At 75.3% G+C, this 15,207-nt stretch carries 13 protein-coding genes; 8 read left to right on the top strand and 5 right to left on the bottom strand.

Annotated elements, in window-relative coordinates:
* Positions 1-32: 32 nt before the first annotated feature.
* The 4 genes from OF117_RS08090 to OF117_RS08105 are packed head-to-tail and all read left to right on the top strand — an operon-like array spanning position 33 to position 3,992.
* Positions 33-1,178 (top strand): cupin domain-containing protein, encoded by a 1,146-nt coding sequence (locus OF117_RS08090; protein ID WP_263552309.1) that lies wholly within the window; start codon positions 33-35, stop codon positions 1,176-1,178.
* A complete protein-coding gene (locus OF117_RS08095; protein ID WP_263552310.1) occupies positions 1,175-2,017 on the top strand; it encodes a fumarylacetoacetate hydrolase family protein in 843 nt (280 codons plus the stop codon). The genes OF117_RS08090 and OF117_RS08095 overlap by 4 nt, the downstream gene beginning before the upstream one ends.
* 5 nt (positions 2,018-2,022) lie before the next feature.
* Positions 2,023-2,727, top strand: a complete 705-nt coding sequence (locus OF117_RS08100) for a maleylpyruvate isomerase family mycothiol-dependent enzyme (protein ID WP_263552311.1) — start codon at positions 2,023-2,025, stop codon at positions 2,725-2,727.
* 17 nt (positions 2,728-2,744) lie between these two features.
* On the top strand, positions 2,745-3,992 hold the full coding sequence (locus OF117_RS08105) for an FAD-dependent oxidoreductase (RefSeq protein WP_263552312.1): 1,248 nt from the start codon (positions 2,745-2,747) through the stop codon (positions 3,990-3,992).
* Positions 3,993-4,012: 20 nt separating this feature from the next.
* Here OF117_RS08105 and OF117_RS08110 read toward each other — a convergent pair whose 3' ends face one another.
* The 3 genes from OF117_RS08110 to OF117_RS08120 all read right to left on the bottom strand — a co-directional run bounded on the left by OF117_RS08110 (position 4,013) and on the right by OF117_RS08120 (position 8,204).
* The gene (locus OF117_RS08110) at positions 4,013-5,185 is read right to left on the bottom strand and encodes an MFS transporter (protein WP_263552313.1); all 1,173 of its coding nucleotides are present in this window, start codon (positions 5,183-5,185) and stop codon (positions 4,013-4,015) included.
* 25 nt (positions 5,186-5,210) lie between these two features.
* On the bottom strand, positions 5,211-6,266 hold the full coding sequence (locus OF117_RS08115; protein WP_263552314.1) for a 2,3-butanediol dehydrogenase: 1,056 nt from the start codon (positions 6,264-6,266) through the stop codon (positions 5,211-5,213).
* 114 nt (positions 6,267-6,380) lie between these two features.
* Positions 6,381-8,204, bottom strand: a complete 1,824-nt coding sequence (locus OF117_RS08120) for a flavin-containing monooxygenase (protein WP_263552315.1) — start codon at positions 8,202-8,204, stop codon at positions 6,381-6,383.
* 143 nt (positions 8,205-8,347) lie between these two features.
* On the opposite strand from OF117_RS08120, the gene OF117_RS08125 reads away from it, so the two are divergent.
* Positions 8,348-9,544 carry a GAF domain-containing protein gene (locus tag OF117_RS08125; RefSeq protein WP_263552316.1) on the top strand — a complete coding sequence of 399 codons (1,197 nt, stop codon included), beginning with the start codon at positions 8,348-8,350 and terminating at the stop codon, positions 9,542-9,544.
* A gap of 57 nt (positions 9,545-9,601) precedes the next feature.
* Entirely contained in the window at positions 9,602-11,248 is a 1,647-nt protein-coding gene (gene pgi, locus OF117_RS08130) for a glucose-6-phosphate isomerase (RefSeq protein ID WP_263552317.1), read from the top strand.
* Positions 11,249-11,291: 43 nt separating this feature from the next.
* Here the strand turns inward: pgi and OF117_RS08135 are convergent, their stop codons facing one another.
* Both OF117_RS08135 and OF117_RS08140 read right to left on the bottom strand, forming a co-directional pair.
* Positions 11,292-12,740, bottom strand: a complete 1,449-nt coding sequence (locus OF117_RS08135) for a lipase maturation factor family protein (RefSeq protein WP_263552318.1) — start codon at positions 12,738-12,740, stop codon at positions 11,292-11,294.
* 113 nt (positions 12,741-12,853) lie between these two features.
* Positions 12,854-13,588, bottom strand: a complete 735-nt coding sequence (locus OF117_RS08140; protein WP_263552319.1) for an SIMPL domain-containing protein — start codon at positions 13,586-13,588, stop codon at positions 12,854-12,856.
* Between the two features lie 299 nt (positions 13,589-13,887).
* On the opposite strand from OF117_RS08140, the gene OF117_RS08145 reads away from it, so the two are divergent.
* A complete protein-coding gene (locus OF117_RS08145; RefSeq protein ID WP_263552320.1) occupies positions 13,888-14,031 on the top strand; it encodes a hypothetical protein in 144 nt (47 codons plus the stop codon).
* A gap of 173 nt (positions 14,032-14,204) precedes the next feature.
* On the top strand, positions 14,205-15,206 hold the full coding sequence (dhaK, locus tag OF117_RS08150) for a dihydroxyacetone kinase subunit DhaK (RefSeq protein ID WP_263552321.1): 1,002 nt from the start codon (positions 14,205-14,207) through the stop codon (positions 15,204-15,206).
* Position 15,207: the final 1 nt, after the last annotated feature.

Below are 15,207 nucleotides of genomic sequence, written 5' to 3' on the forward strand. Positions count from 1 at the left end.
ACCCCGCCCTGCCCCCCGAAAGGAGCACCGCAGTGACCCAGCACCTGACCTCACCGATCTCGCTGACCACCGTCGACGCCCCCGACCAACCCTCACCGACGCCCGCGCTCGAGGAGCTCTACCGGGGCTTCGAGCGGGAGCTGCTCGTGCCGCTGTGGACCGAGATCGGTGACCTCATGCCGGCGCACCCGCGGTCGCGGGCCGTGCCCCACGTGTGGCGCTGGCAGAACCTGCTGGGCCTGGCCGACCGGGCCGGCTCGCTGGTCCCCGTCGGCCGCGGCGGTGAGCGCCGCGCGATCGCGCTGGCCAACCCGGCGCTGGGCGGCCGGCCGTTCGCCACGCCGACGCTGTGGGCGGCCATCCAGTACCTGATGCCGGGCGAGGACGCGCCCGAGCACCGGCACACCCAGCACGCCTTCCGCTTCGTCGTCGAGGGCGAGGGCGTGTGGACCGTCGTCGGGCGGGACCCGGTGCCGATGAACCGCGGCGACTTCCTCCCGCAGGCCGGGTGGAACTGGCACGCCCACCACAACGCCGCGGACCGGCCGATGGCCTGGCTCGACGGGCTGGACATCCCGTTCCAGTACGGCACCGAGTCGCAGTTCTTCGAGTTCGGCCGCGACTCGATCAGCGACGAGGAGCGGACCACGCCGGAGCGCTCCCGGTCCCAGCGGCTGTGGGGCCACCCGGGGCTGCGGCCGGTGTCGGCGCCGGGCACGACCTCCGCCACGCCGCTGCTGAACTACCGCTGGGTCGACACCGACGCCGCGCTGGCCGACCAGCTGGAGCTGGAGGACGACGGGTCCGCCGGCACCGTGGAGCCCGGCCACGCCGCCGTCCGCTACACCAACCCGACCACCGGCGGCGACGTGCTGCCGACCATCCGCGCCGAGATGCACCGCGTCCGCCGCGGCGTCGAGACCGCGCCGCGCCGCGAGGCCGGCTCCTCGGTGTTCCAGGTGTTCGACGGGAGCGGCACCGTGACCGTCGGCGACGCCTCCTGGCGGGTGGAGCGCGGCGACCTGTTCGTCGTCCCCTCCTGGGAGCCGCTGTCGGTCCGCTCCGAGGCCGGCCCGTCCGACTCCGACTCCGGCGCGCTGGACCTCTTCCGGTTCAGCGACACCCCGATCCTCGAGGCGCTGCGCCTCGACCGCACGGCCGTGGAGGCGACCCGGTGAAGCTGGCGACCATCCGCACCCTGGACGGCGGGACGCGCGCCGTCCGCGTCGAGGACGACCTGCTGGTCGACCTCGGCGCCGACGACCTCGGCGTCCTCCTCGCCGACCCGGCCTGGGCCGAGCGTGCCGCCGCCGCGACCGGCCCGGTGGCGGAGGTCGGGAGCGCGGCGTTCGCGCCCGTCGTCCCCCGCCCCGGCAAGATCGTCTGCGTCGGCCTCAACTACCGGACCCACATCCTCGAGATGGGCCGGGACCTCCCCGCCCACCCGACGCTGTTCAGCAAGTACGCCGACACCCTGGTCGGCGCCGCCGACGGCATCGTCAAGCCGCCGGAGACCGACGCGCTCGACTGGGAGTGCGAGCTGGCCGTGGTCATCGGCGCCCCGGTCCGCCGCGCCCGCGGCGCGGACGCCGAGCGCGCCATCGCCGGCTTCGCCGTGCTCAACGACGTGACCTGCCGCGACTGGCAGTTCCGCACCCGCGAGTGGCTGCAGGGCAAGAACTGGGAGGCCACCACCCCCCTCGGCCCGTACCTGGTCACCCCCGACGAGCTGCCCGGCGGCGTCCGGCCGGCCCTGGAGATCAGCACGAAGGTCGACGGCGAGACCGTGCAGGAGGACAGCACCGCCGACCTGCTGTTCGACCCCGTCGCGCTGGTCGAGTACGTCTCCACGATGGGCACCCTGCGGCCCGGTGACGTGATCGCCACCGGCACACCCGGTGGCGTCGGCCACGCCCGCAGGCCGCCCCGCTACCTGGAGGTCGGGCAGCACCTGACCACCGAGGTCAGCGGCCTGGGCCGGTGCGAGAACCCGGTCGTCGCCGGGCCCGGAGCGTGACCGCGGTGCACGAGCTCGCCGCCGCCCGGACCTGGGCCGACGAGGGCACCGCCCTCTTCCTCGCCGCCCTGGCCCGGACCGGAGACGACGCCCTCGCCGGCCCGACCGCCCTGCCGGGCTGGACCGGCGCGCACCTCGTGGCCCACGTGGCGGGCAACGCCGAGGCGCTGCTCAACCTGGCGCGCTGGGCCGCCACCGGTCAGGAGACGCCGATGTACTCCTCCCCCGCGCAGCGCGCGGCCGACATCGAGGCCGGCGCCCGGCGGACTCCGGTCGAGCTGCGCCGGTGGGTGGCGGAGTCGGCCGCCCGGCTCGCCGGCGCCCTGGACGCGCTCACCGGCGAACAGTGGTGCCGGCCGGTCCGCACCGCGCAGGGCCGGCCGGTGCCGGCGACCGGCATCCCGTGGCTGCGGGCGCGCGAGGTCCTCGTGCACGCGGTCGACCTCGACCCGCGGCTGGGCTTCGCCGGCCTGCCCGGGGCCTTCCTGCTCGCCCTGGTCGACGACGTCGTCACCCGGCGCTCGGGCGGCGACCAACCGGCGCTCGTCCTGACCGCCGACGGCCGGCGCTCCTGGGAGGTCACCGGCCACGGCGACCCCACCGCGGTGCACGGCTCCCTCGCCGGCGTGGCCGCCTATCTCACCGGCCGTCCCGGAGGCGACGTGACGTCGCCGTCCGGCGCGGTTCCCGATCTCCCGCCCTGGCTGTAGAACCCGGAGGAACTCCCGTGAGCACGATCCACAGCGACACCGACGTCCTGGTCGTCGGCGGCGGCATCGGCGGGCTGGCCACCGCGCTCGCCCTCACCCGCACGGGCCTGCGGGTGCGCCTGCTCGAGCGCGCACCCGAGTTCGGCGAGGTCGGCGCCGGCATGCAGATCGCCCCCAACGCCACCCGGATCCTGGACGCCTGGGGGCTGCTGCCCGAGGTCCTCTCCCTGGGCGTGCAGCCGGGCAACCTGGTCATGCGGGACGGCGTCGACGGCACCGTCCTCACCCGCCTCGACCTCGCCGACGTCCGGCGGCGCTACGGCTCCCCCTACGTCGTCATCCACCGCAGCGACCTGCACGGCATCCTGCTGCGGGCCTGCCGCCGCGGCGGCGTGGACCTGGTCAACGGCGTGCAGGTGACCGGGTACGAGCACCTGCCGCAGGGCGTTGCCGTGCTCCACGCCGGCGGCGCCGAGGTGGCTCCCGTCGTCGTGGCCGCCGACGGCCTGTACTCGGTCGCCCGCCGCCTGATCAGCGACGACGAGCCGGTCAGCTCGGCCTACGTGGCCTACCGCGGCGCGATCCCCGCCGCGACGGTCGCGAACATGGACGTGTCGATGTCGGACGTCGTGGTGCACGTCGGGCCGCACAGCCACTTCGTGCAGTACCCGCTGCGCTCGGGCGAGATGTTCAACCAGGTGGCGGTGTTCCGCTCGCCCCGGGCGCTCGCCGGCGAGGAGGGCTGGGGCACCCCCGACGAGCTGGACGCGGCCTTCGCCGGGTGCAGCGAGCAGGTCCGGGCCGGCCTGCCGCTGATGTGGCGCGACCGCTGGTGGCGGATGTACGACCGCGACCCGATCCCCAGCTGGGTGCAGGGCCGCCTCGCGCTGACCGGGGACGCCGCCCACCCGCCGCTGCAGTACCTGGCGCAGGGGGCGGTCATGGCCCTCGAGGACGCCTGGGTGCTGGCCGAGCACGTCCGGGCGGGACTGGCCGCCGGCCGGCTCGACTGGGACGCAGCCCTCGCGGCGTACGACGCCGTGCGGCCGGAGCACTGCCGGCGGGTGGTGACGACGGCGCGCTCGTGGGGGGAGCTCTGGCACCTCACGGGCGCGGAGCGGGAGGCGCGCAACGCCTTCCTGCGGCAGCGCGACGTGCGGGACTACGGCTTCGTCGACTGGCTCTACGGGCCGACCGCGCTCACCCCCGGTCAGGAGCCGGCGATGTTCACCCCGCAACGGCTCGCGCTGCCGGTGGGCGCCTGACCGACGCCGGGCCGCCCACGTCAGGGCCGGCCCCGGTCCCCGCCGCCCCGCAGTGCCCACAGCGCGCACGCCGCCGGGACGAACGCGACACCCAGGAGGAGCAGCAGCCAGGTCGCGTCCCGGCCGGCCCCGAGCAGGGACCCGCCGGCGACCGGGGCCAGCAGCCCGGCCGCGCCCCAGCCGGTGAACACCCAGCCGTACGCCGTGGGGAAGGCGTCGGGGCCGACCGCGTCGGCCGTGGCCGCCGGGACCAGCGACGACACGGCGCCGTAGGCCAGCCCCGTGCCGAGGAAGCCGGCCACGACCAGGCCGGGCGCGGCCGGGCCGGCCAGGCAGCCGAGCGACGCGGCACCGGCGCCCAGCGCGGTGGCCAGCGCCACCGGCCGGCCGGTCCGGTCCGACCACGTCCCGCCGGCCACCCGCCCGGCCAGGTTGCCGGCGGCCAGCGCGGACAGGGCCAGCCCCGCGGCCGCCGCGTCGAGGCCCCGGCCGGCCGCCAGCGGCACGGCGTACGCGAACACCGCCAGGGCGGGCGCTGTCCCCCCGGCGAAGACCAGCCACAGCAGGACGACGGGCCGCCGCACCCGGCGGAGGGCCCCCCGGCCCGCGCGGGGGCGGCCCGGGGCCCCGTCCGGGGGCGCGAGCTGCGCCGCCACCAGCAGCAGCCCGGCCACGACCGCGCCCAGCACCGCGAGGCACACCTGCCACCCCGCCGTCCGCAGCGCCGGTGGCGCGACCGCGCCGAGCGCCACCGGTCCGGCGGCGTAGGCGGCCACCACGGCGCCGGTCGCGGCGCCCCGGCGGCGGGCGGGCACCCGGGCGGCCAGCGCGGCGGCGACGCCGTAGGCCAGCCCGTTGGCGGTGCCGAACAGCAGGGCGACCCCGGCCCACAGCGCCAGGGGCCCGCCGCCGGTCGCCGCGAGCAGCAGTCCCCCGCCGCCGAGGACCGCGGCTGCCCGCAGCAGCGGCCGGGTGCCCCACCGCCGCAGCGCGCGGCCGACCCACAGCAGCACGCCGGCGAAGACGGCGACCGCGGTGGCGAACACCGCACCGGCGACGCGCGGCGTCGTCCCCACCGCGGCCGCCGCCTCGCGGGCCACCAGGCTCCACGCGAAGAGCGTGCCCACCGCGAGGTTGGCGACGGCGCCGGCCAGGACGGGGCGGCCCGCGGCGGCAGCGGGCGGCCGCGTCACGGCGGGGCCGCGGTCACCGGGGGCATCACGGCCGGACGAGGATCTTGACGTTCTCCTCCTTGTTGTCGACCAGCTCGCGGAAGCCCCGCTCGACGATGTCGTCGAGGCCGATGCGCCCGGTGATGAACTGGAAGGGGTCGACCCGCCCGTCGGCCACCATCGCGATCGTCGCCGGGTGGTCGTGCGCGTACGCCAGGCTGCCGAGCACCGACACCTCGCGGAAGACCAGGTCGTTCATGCTGACCGAGGCGTCGTGCCCCCAGATGGCGACGTTCACGCAGGTACCGCCCGCCCGGGTGGCGCGGATGGCCGTGCCCAGCACGGCGTCGACGCCCGCGCACTCGAAGGTGACGTCGGCCCCCCGCCCCTTGGTCAGCTCGGCGACGGCGGGGAGGACGTCGGTCTCCCGCGGGTCGAGCACGACGTCGGCGCCGGCGGTGGCCGCCTTGGCCTTGCGCGCCCCGGCCGGTTCGACGACGAGCACCTGCTCCACACCGGCCGCCTTGAGCGCCGCGGTCGTGACCAGCCCGATCGGGCCGGCACCGAAGACGACCGCCGAGTGCTCCGGCCGGGCACCGGACAGCCGGACGGCGTGGTATGCCACCGCGAGCGGCTCGACCAGCGCCCCCACGTCGGTGCCCAGATCGCCCAGCGGGTGCACCCACCGGCGCTCGGCCACGACGTACCGGGAGAAGCCGCCGCCACCGCCGGACAACCCGACGAAGCCCAGGGTGGCGCAGACGTTGTAGCGGCCCTGGCTGCAGGCGTCGCAGCGGCCGCACACGATGTAGGGCTCCACCGCCACCCGGTCGCCGACCGACAGGCCGTCCACCCCGTTCCCGGTCTCGGCGACCACGCCGGCGAACTCGTGGCCGAGGACGACCGGCACGGTCTCCCCGGTCAACGGGTGCGGCGTCCCCGCCGGCGGCGCGAAGATCGGTCCCTCCAGGTACTCGTGCAGGTCGGTGCCGCAGATGCCGCACCACTCGACCTCGACGGCCACGGTCCCCGGGCGCACCGCCGGCTCGGGGACCTCCTCGACGCGGACGTCGCCGCGGCCGTGGAAGCGTGCTGCCTTCACGACGTCAACTCCTCGTGCCGACCGCCCTGGCGGGCGGGAGCCGGCGCTGCCGGCGGGTGGGTGTGGTGCCGGGCGTGGGGACCGGCTCACCGGCCCGGCCCCCGCGCCCGGGGCTCAGCTGCGGTGGTGCACCTCCTGCAGGCCGTGGACCGGGGTCGGGATCCCCTCGTGCCGGGCCTTGAGCTGCAGGGCGAGGTACAGCGAATAGTGCCGCGACTGGTGCAGGTTGCCGCCGTGGAACCACAGCGCCTCCTGCTGGGTCGGCTTCCACATGTTGCGCTGCTCGCCCTCCCACGGACCCGGGTCCTTGGTGGTGTCGGACCCCAGGCCCCAGCACTTGCCGACCTTGTCCGCGACTTCCTGGCTGATCAGGTCGGCGGCCCAGCCGTTCATCGACCCGTAGCCCGTGGCGTAGACGACGAGGTCGGCCGGCAGCACGGTGCCGTCCTCCAGGACGACGGCGTCCTCGGTGAGGTGGTCGACCCGGCCGTGGGCGAGCCCCACGTCGCCCTCGGCCACGAGGTCAGCGGCGCCCACGTCGATGTAGTAGCCCGATCCGCGGCGCAGGTACTTCATGAAGAGCCCGGAGCCGTCGTCGCCCCAGTCGAGCCAGAAGCCGGCCTTCTCCATGCGGTCGTAGAAGTCGGCGTCGCGCTGCTTCATCTGCTCGTAGAGCGGGATCTGGAACTCGTGCAGGATCCGGTACGGCAGCGACGCGAAGATCAGATCGGCCTTCTCCGTGGTCACCCCCGCCGCCAGCGCCTGCTCGCTGTAGAGGGCGCCGAGCCCGATCTCCATGAGGCTGTCGCTCTTGACGATGTGCGTCGACGACCGCTGCACCATCGTCACGTCGGCGCCGCTCTCCCACAGCGCGCCGCAGATGTCGAAGGCGGAGTTGTTGCTGCCGATCACCACGGCCCGCTTGCCGGCGTAGGCGTCCGGACCCGGGTGGGCCGAGGAGTGGTGCTGGTCGCCGCGGAAGACGTCCTGCCCGGGGATGACCGGCACGTTCGGCTTGCCCGACATGCCGGTGGCGAGGACGACGTGCTTCGGGCGCAGGGTGAGCGGTGCCCCCTCGCGCTCGAGCTGCACGGTCCACTCGGCGGTCGCCGGGTCGTAGGACGCGCTGGTCGCCACGGTGCTGCCCCAGTAGGGCACCTCCATGACCTTCACGTACGACTCGAGCCAGTCGCCGATCTTGTCCTTGGGCGAGAACACCGGCCAGTTGTCCGGGAACTTGAGGTAGGGCAGGTGGTCGTACCAGACCGGGTCGTGCAGGCACAGCGACTTGTACCGGCCGCGCCACTGGTCGCCGGGCCGCGGGTGCTTGTCGATGACGAGGCTGGGCACGCCGAGCTGCCGCAGCCGCGCACCGAGCGCGATGCCGCCCTGCCCCCCACCGATGACGAGCACGTAGGGCTGCACCGCGGTGCCCAGCTCGGCCTCCTCCTTCTCCCGCCGCTCCAGCCAGGTCAGGCGGTCCCGGTTGGCGCCGTGCTCGGCGCCCATCGGTCGCGCGGGGCCGCGCGGCTCCTCGTGGCCCTTCAGCTCGTGGAGCGTGGTGAGGAAGGTCCAGGCACGCGTGTCGCCGTCCTCCTCGACCAGCCGGGCCAGGCCGCGGCCGCGGCCGACGGCGGTCTCGAAGGTGAACCAGACGGTGGTGACCCCGTCGGCCTCCTCGGGCGGCTCCTCGACGGCGAACCCGGAGGGGTCGGTGCGGTCGAGGGTGGCGGTCAGCAGCTCGGTGACGCCGTGCCGGTCCTCGACCGTGGAGATGTTCCAGCTGAAGGCGATCAGGTCGCGCCAGAAGCTCGTCGCGGCGAACATGCCGGCCGCCCGCTCGACGTCCCGGCCGCGCAGGGCCTCCTCGAAGTCGGACAGCCAGTTCTCGGCCCGCTGTGCGGGCGTGGTCGCGGGGGCGTCCAGCGTCTGCGTCATGGTGTTCCTCCCGCCCCGCCGCGTCGCCACGGCGGGATGTCGGAGTGCCGGGATGTCGTGGTGTGATGGGGAGCACAGCGCAGCGGTGCCGGGCGCGGAAGCGTTGCAGCGTGTTGCACGCCGGGTCGCCGGAAGGGGTGGACGTGGCCGGTTTCTCCGCGATCGCGCCCGGGACCGACCTCTCGCAGCACGCGCGCGTGCTCCTGCGGGTGCACGACGCCGTCCTGGGGGGAGCTCGTCCCCCCGTTCCCCCGCGGCGGGTGGTCCAGCGGTCGTGGTCCCGCGTGCTCGGGCTCGGGCTGGACGCCTCGCGACGCGGCCCCCGGGACCCGCTGCCGTTCGTCGAGGTGGAACAGCGGCGGCAGCGGTCGGCGCTGTCGCTGGTCGTCGACGAACTGCGGCAGGTGCTGGTCAGCGCGGCCGACGCCGCGCAGTTCCTCGTCGTGGTCACCGACGCCGACGGGGTCATCCTCTGGCGCGAGGGGTCGGCGGCCGTGCGGCTGCGGGCCGACCGGCTGGGCTTCACCGAGGGCGCGCTGTGGACCGAGGCCGCGGTCGGCACCAACGCCATCGGGACGGCGCTGGCCGAGGCCGCGCCGGTGCAGCTGTTCTCGGCCGAGCACTTCGAGCAGGCCCAGCACCCCTGGTACTGCACGGCCGCCCCGGTCCACCACCCGGTCACCGGCGAGCTGCTCGGCATCGTCGACGTGAGCGGCCCGGCGCTGACCCTCCACCCGGTCATCGGCACACTCGTCGAGGCCGCGGTCCGGCTGGCCGAGGACCGGCTGCGGCGCGCGCACGAGCGGCACCTGGCGCGGCTCCGGGACCGGGCCCGGCCCGTGCTCGCCGCGGCCCGGGGGCCGCTGCTGCTCGTCGACGACGACGGCTGGGTGGCCCACCGATCCGGCGTCGACGTGCGCACCCGGGTCGCGGCCCCGCGCGCCGACCGGGTCATGTCCGTCCCGGGCCTGGGCCTGTGCATCCCCGAGCGGCTGGACGAGGGGTGGCTGGTCCGCCCCCGCGCGGCCCGGTCGACCGTCACCGCGGAGCTGCACGTCGGCGACGTGCCGGTGCTGCACGTGCGGTCGGACGCCGAACCGTGGCGGACGACGCTGACCCGGCGGCACGCGCAGATCCTGGAGCTGCTCCAGCGGGCCGGCCGGGCCGGCGTGAGCGCTCCCCAGCTCAGCACCGCCCTGTTCGGCGACGAGGAGCACTGCGTGACGGTGCGCGCGGAGATCTCCCGGCTGCGCCGGCTGGTCGGCGCCCTGCTGACCGCCAGCCCCTACCGGCTCGCCGACGGCGTCACGCTCACCGTGGTCGGGTCCGCCGGCCCCTGACGTCTGCGAGATGCTGCGCGCGAGGGTCGAGCGCGTCACCGGCGAGGAGGAGGGTCCGTGGGCATCAGCGGGAGCGCGGAGTGGGAGGCGCTGGCGGAGCACCACCGGCAGGTGCGCGACCGGCACCTCCGCGACCTGTTCGCCGAGGACCCGGCGCGCGCGGCGGAGCTGACCTGCCGGGCCGGCGACCTGTACCTGGACTACTCGAAGAACCGGCTGACCCGGCAGACCGTCCGGCTGCTCGCCGCGCTGGCCGAGCGGGCCGGCCTGCGCGAGCGGACCGAGGCGATGTTCCGCGGGCAGCACATCAACACCACCGAGGACCGCGCCGTCCTGCACGTCGCCCTGCGCGACCCGGGCACCGGCGGGCTGGACGTCGACGGCCAGGACGTGCGGCGCGACGTCCAGGAGGTCCTGCGCCGGATGGCCGACTTCGCCGAGCGGGTGCGCAGCGGGGAGTGGACCGGGCACACCGGCGAGCGGATCCGGGCGGTGGTGAACATCGGCATCGGGGGCTCGGACCTCGGCCCGGCGATGGCCTACCTGGCCCTGCGGGACTACTCCGACCGGTCGCTGACCTTCCGGTTCGTCTCCAACATCGACCCGACCGACCTTGCCGAGGCCACCCGCGACCTCGACCCCGCAACCACCCTGTTCGTCGTCGCCTCCAAGACGTTCACCACGCAGGAGACGCTGACCAACGCGACGCAGGCCCGCCGCTGGCTGGTCGAGGGCCTGGCATCCGGCGGGCGGGGCGGCGACGAGAAGGCCGTGGCGAAGCACTTCGTCGCCGTGTCGACGAACGCCGAGAAGGTGGCCGAGTTCGGCATCGACACCGCCAACATGTTCGGTTTCTGGGACTGGGTGGGCGGGCGCTACTCCTTCACCTCGGCGGTCGGCCTGGCGCTGATGGTGGCGATCGGGCCGGCGCACTACCGGGAGCTGCTCGACGGGTTCCACACGATCGACGAGCACTTCCGCAGCGCGCCGTACGAGCAGAACCTCCCGGCGCTGCTCGGCCTGATCTCCGTCTGGTACGTCGACTTCTTCGGCGCCCAGAGCCAGGCGGTGCTGCCCTACTCGCAGTACCTGGCCCGCTTCCCGGCCTATCTGCAGCAGCTGTGCATGGAGTCCAACGGCAAGTCGGTCAGGCTCGACGGCTCACCGGTCGACGTCGCCACCGGCGAGATCGTCTGGGGCGAGCCGGGCACCAACGGCCAGCACGCCTTCTACCAGCTGCTGCACCAGGGCAGGGTGCTCGTGCCGGCCGACTTCATCGCCTTCGCGCAGCCCAACCACGACCTCGACGGCATGCACGACCTGTTCCTGTCGAACTTCCTGGCCCAGCCCCGCGCCCTGGCCTTCGGCCGGACCGCCGAGGAGGTCGCCGCGGACGGCACACCGCGGGACGTCGTCCCGCACAAGGTGATGCCGGGCAACCGCCCCTCGAACGCGATCGTCGCCCCGAAGCTGACGCCGTCCGTGCTGGGCCAGCTGGTCGCCGCCTACGAGCACCGGGTCTTCACCCAGGGCGTGGTGTGGGGCATCAACTCCTTCGACCAGTGGGGCGTCGAGCTCGGCAAGGTCATGGCCAACCAGCTCGCCCCGAAGCTGCAGAGCGACTCGGCGCCCGCGTACGACTCCGATCCCTCCACCAACGCGTTGGTCCGCCTCCTGCGCGAGGGACGCGGCCGTCCGGCCTGATCGCCGCGGTCGGGCCGTCCGCGATCGACGGCCGCCCCGTCGCTCAGCGGGACGGGGTGCGCAGCCGGTCGAGCGACACCGGGTCCACCAGGACGGCGACCGGCGCGCGCGACCACCACGCCCCCGTCGCCCGGCGCTCCTGCCTCGTCGTGAACCGGTAGCGGAACAGCCGCAGCCGCACGAACGCCGGCGGCGACCCCGGCGGGAACGGCGAGCGGCGCAGCAGCCGCAGCGTCGCCGGGTCGCCCTCCAGCAGCAGCCGGAGGAAGGCCGGCAGCCAGCGGCCGCCGTAGCCGGGGTCGATCGCGACGAACCACATGAGCCAGTCCAGACGCAGGTGGTACGGCGCGACCTGGGGCGGCCGGCGGCGCACGTCGCCCGGCTTGCCGCGGAATTCGTACTCCTGCCAGACGGCCTCCGGCCCGGCGGCCGGGTCGTCGGTGCCCTCGACGACCACCTCGTATCGGGTGCGGGTCACCGAGCCGAAGGCGCCGTAGGTGTTCACCAGGTGCAAGGGGTCGAAGCTGGCGTTCATCAGCTGGTTCCGCGACACGAGGTTCCGCGCGGGCCGCCAGCTCAGCGCGAGCAGCCCGGCGGTCACCACGACCACGAGCACGGCGTGCCAGGTCGGCGGCGCCGCCAGATCCGCCGGCGGGTCGACCGGCAGCACCGCGGCCCACACCCGGCCGTCGACGGCCGACGTCGCGAGGACGAGGGCGAGCCAGTTGAGCCAGGAGAAGTTGCCGCTGAGCACCAGGTAGGCCTGCGTCGCGATCACGACGAGCGCCGCGACCGTCGCCACCGGCTGCGGCAGCAGCAGGCCCCACACCACGACCAGCTGGGTGGCGTGGTTGCCCAGCGTCTCCACGGTGTGCCACCGCGGCGGCAGGTGGTGGAACCACCAGCTGGCCGGGTTGGGCATCGGCTGGGTCTCGTGGTGGTAGCGCAGGCAGGTGAGGTCGCGCCAGCACCGGTCGCCGCGCAGCTTGATCAGGCCGGCGCCGAACTCCAGCCGGAACAGCAACCAGCGCAGCAGCCACAGCACCAGGACGGGCGGGGCGACGTCGGCCGGCCCCAGCCAGATGGCCAGGAAGCCCGCCTCGAGCAGCAGCGACTCCCAGCCGAAGCCGTACCAGGTCTGCCCCACGTTCACGATCGACAGGTACAGCGCCCACAACAGGGCCCAGACCGCGATCCAGGCCTCCAGCGGCGCCCGGTCGACCAGGCCGGCGAGAGCGGCCGCCGAACCGGCGATGCCCACCCAGCAGACGCCGGCGAAGAACCGGTCCGACCAGTGCAGGTGGAACAGGCTCGGCGCCCTGCGGAACGGCGTCCGGGCCAGGTGGTCCGGCACGGGCAGCATCCCGGCCGTACCGACCAGCGGCCGGAACTGGCGCAGCGCGACCACGAACGCGATGAGGTAGGTCAGCGCCAGACCGCGGGTGAACACCAGCCGGCTCGCCCAGTAGCCAGGGTCGGAGAGCCAGTCCACGTCCCCCTCCCGGGGCGGTCCGGGGCACCGGGCCCCGGCACGGCGACGTCCGCCGGACCCCCTGGACTACCCGGCCGACCGCCAGGCGTACCGACGGGCCGGCCTGCTCGTGGTCAGCGCAGCGACCAGCGCACCTCGGCGGTCACCGTCACCGTCGCCGACCCGGGGGCGAGCGGCAGCGCCTCGCCGCCGGCGGCGTCCCCGGCGGGCAGGGGCTCGGGGCCGGACGGCGAGCGCCGCTCGCGCACCTCCAGGACGTCACCGAGCTCCCGGCCGGCCAGGGCCGCGTACTGCTCGGCCGTCCGCCGGGCGGCCGCGAACGCCTCCGCCCGCGCCTGCTCCCGAAGAGCCGCGGAATCCTCGAGCGCGTAGGTGAGGCCGTGCACGCGGGCGGCGTCGCCCCCGGCCTCCACCACCGCGGTGATCGTCCCGCCGGCCCCGCTCAGGTCGCGCAGCGTGACGTCGAGGTCGTGCCGCGCGGTGTACCCGGTGACGCTCTGCCCGTCGCCCCCGTAGGTGGGGTGGACGGAGACGTTCACCGTGCGGACGTCGCGGTCGGGCACGTCCTCCGTCCGCAGCGCCTCCAGCAGGCGGCGGGCGGCGTCGTCCGCCGTCGCGAGTGCCTCGTCGACGGTGCCGGCCGTCGTCTCGACGCCGAGGGTGACCCGGAGGAGGTCCGGCGTGCCCGTGGCCGTGCCGACGCCCTCGACCTGCACGCTCGCGGCGGCCGCGGGCTCGGCGGGCGCCGCGCGCACCGGTCCCGGCGCGTCGGCGAGCGTGTAGACCAGGACCGCACCCACGACGGTGACCGCGGCCAGCAACGGCGGAAGGGAGCGGCGAGCGGGCACGGGGGCCTCCGTCCGACGGCGTGTGCTGGGAAACGCCTGGTCGGCGGGCCGGGTTCCGGTCCCGGGTCACGACTCGGCCACGGACGCCTCGCGCAGCGGGGATGCGGTCAGCGGCCGTCGAGGACGTAGAGCCCCGGCCGAGATCGGGCCGCGCTCCCGATCGCCCCGGCCGACCCTCCGCCGGGGGCGACCGCACGCCCCCGTGACCAGGACCACCGCCCTGTGACCAAGACACCACTCGGGTTGCCGACCCGGTGCCGGCGTCGGCGGGAGACTGGAGAGGGAGAAAGGAGGAACCCATGGACACGCTGATGATCGAGCTCCACGAGCACTACGTGCACGCCGTCAACGAGGCCGTCGCCGAGGACCGGATGGACCGGGTCGAGGAGTTGAGCGACCAGTACCTCGAGGAGGCGCTGCAGCTCATCCTGGCCACCGCCTGAGCGGGCGGCCACCCGCGACCGGCCCCGCCCATCCCACCGGTGCGACGCGGCCGGCGCCCCGACCGCACCCGCCCGCACGTCCTGGCAGCCGGGGGCCGCTTGTGCGCCGCGGTGGCCGCCCATAGCCTCCTGCCGTCCCCCCGCCCCGCGCACGGGAACGCCTGAGGCTCGCGATGAAGAAGCTCGTCAACGATCCCGCCGACGTCGTCGCCGACGCGCTGCGCGGGCTGGCCGCGGCCCACCGGGAGCTGCGCGTCGCCCACGCCGACCGGGTGGTGTTCCGCGCCGAGGCCCCGGTGCGGGGCAAGGTGGGCCTGGTCTCCGGCGGCGGCTCCGGGCACGAGCCGATGCACGCGGGGTTCGTCGGGCGGGGCATGCTCGACGCGGCCTGCGCGGGCGAGGTGTTCACCTCGCCGGTCCCCGACCAGGTGGTGGCCGCGACCCGGGGCGTCGACGGCGGCGCCGGGGTGCTGCACGTCGTGAAGAACTACACCGGCGATGTCATGAACTTCGAGATGGCCGCCGAGCTGGTGGCCGCGGAGTCCGACACCGAGGTGGTCGCCGTCGTCACCGACGACGACGTCGCCGTCCAGGACAGCCTGTACACCGCCGGCCGGCGCGGTGTCGGCGTCACCGTCCTCGTGGAGAAGCTCGCCGGCGCCGCGGCCGAGGAGGGCAGGCCGCTGGCCGAGGTCGCCGAGATCGCCCGCCGGGTCAACGGCAACGGGCGCAGCATGGGCCTCGCGCTGACCTCCTGCACGGTGCCCGCCGCCGGCCGGCCGACGTTCGACCTGCCCGACGACGAGATGGAGGTCGGCATCGGCATCCACGGCGAGCCCGGCCGGCGCCGCGTGCCGCTGGCCCCGGCCCGGGAGATCGCCGAGATGCTGGTCGAACCGGTGCTCGCCGACCTCGACTTCACCGGCGGCGACGGGGTCATCGCCTTCGTCAACGGCATGGGCGGCACCCCGCTGCTCGAGCTCTACCTCATGTACGCCGAAGTGGCCGCCGTCCTGGACAAGGCCGGCATCGGCATCGCCCGCAACCTCGTCGGCTCCTACATGACCAGCCTCGACATGGCCGGCTGCTCGGTGACCCTCGTCCGGGCCGACGACGAGCTGCTGCGGCTCTGGGACGCCCCGGTGCGCACCCCCGCCCTGCGCTGGGGCGCCTGAC

The sequence above is a fragment of the Geodermatophilus sp. YIM 151500 genome, from assembly GCF_025716945.1.
Taxonomy (GTDB): Bacteria; Actinomycetota; Actinomycetes; order Mycobacteriales; family Geodermatophilaceae; genus YIM-151500.

Coding starts and splice junctions, on each gene's coding strand:
- OF117_RS08120 (WP_263552315.1), bottom strand. CDS start 8,204: ATGACGCAGACGCTGGACGCCCCCGCGACCACGCCCGCACAGCGGGCC.
- OF117_RS08145 (WP_263552320.1), top strand. CDS start 13,888: ATGGACACGCTGATGATCGAGCTCCACGAGCACTACGTGCACGCCGTC.
- dhaK (WP_263552321.1), top strand. CDS start 14,205: ATGAAGAAGCTCGTCAACGATCCCGCCGACGTCGTCGCCGACGCGCTG.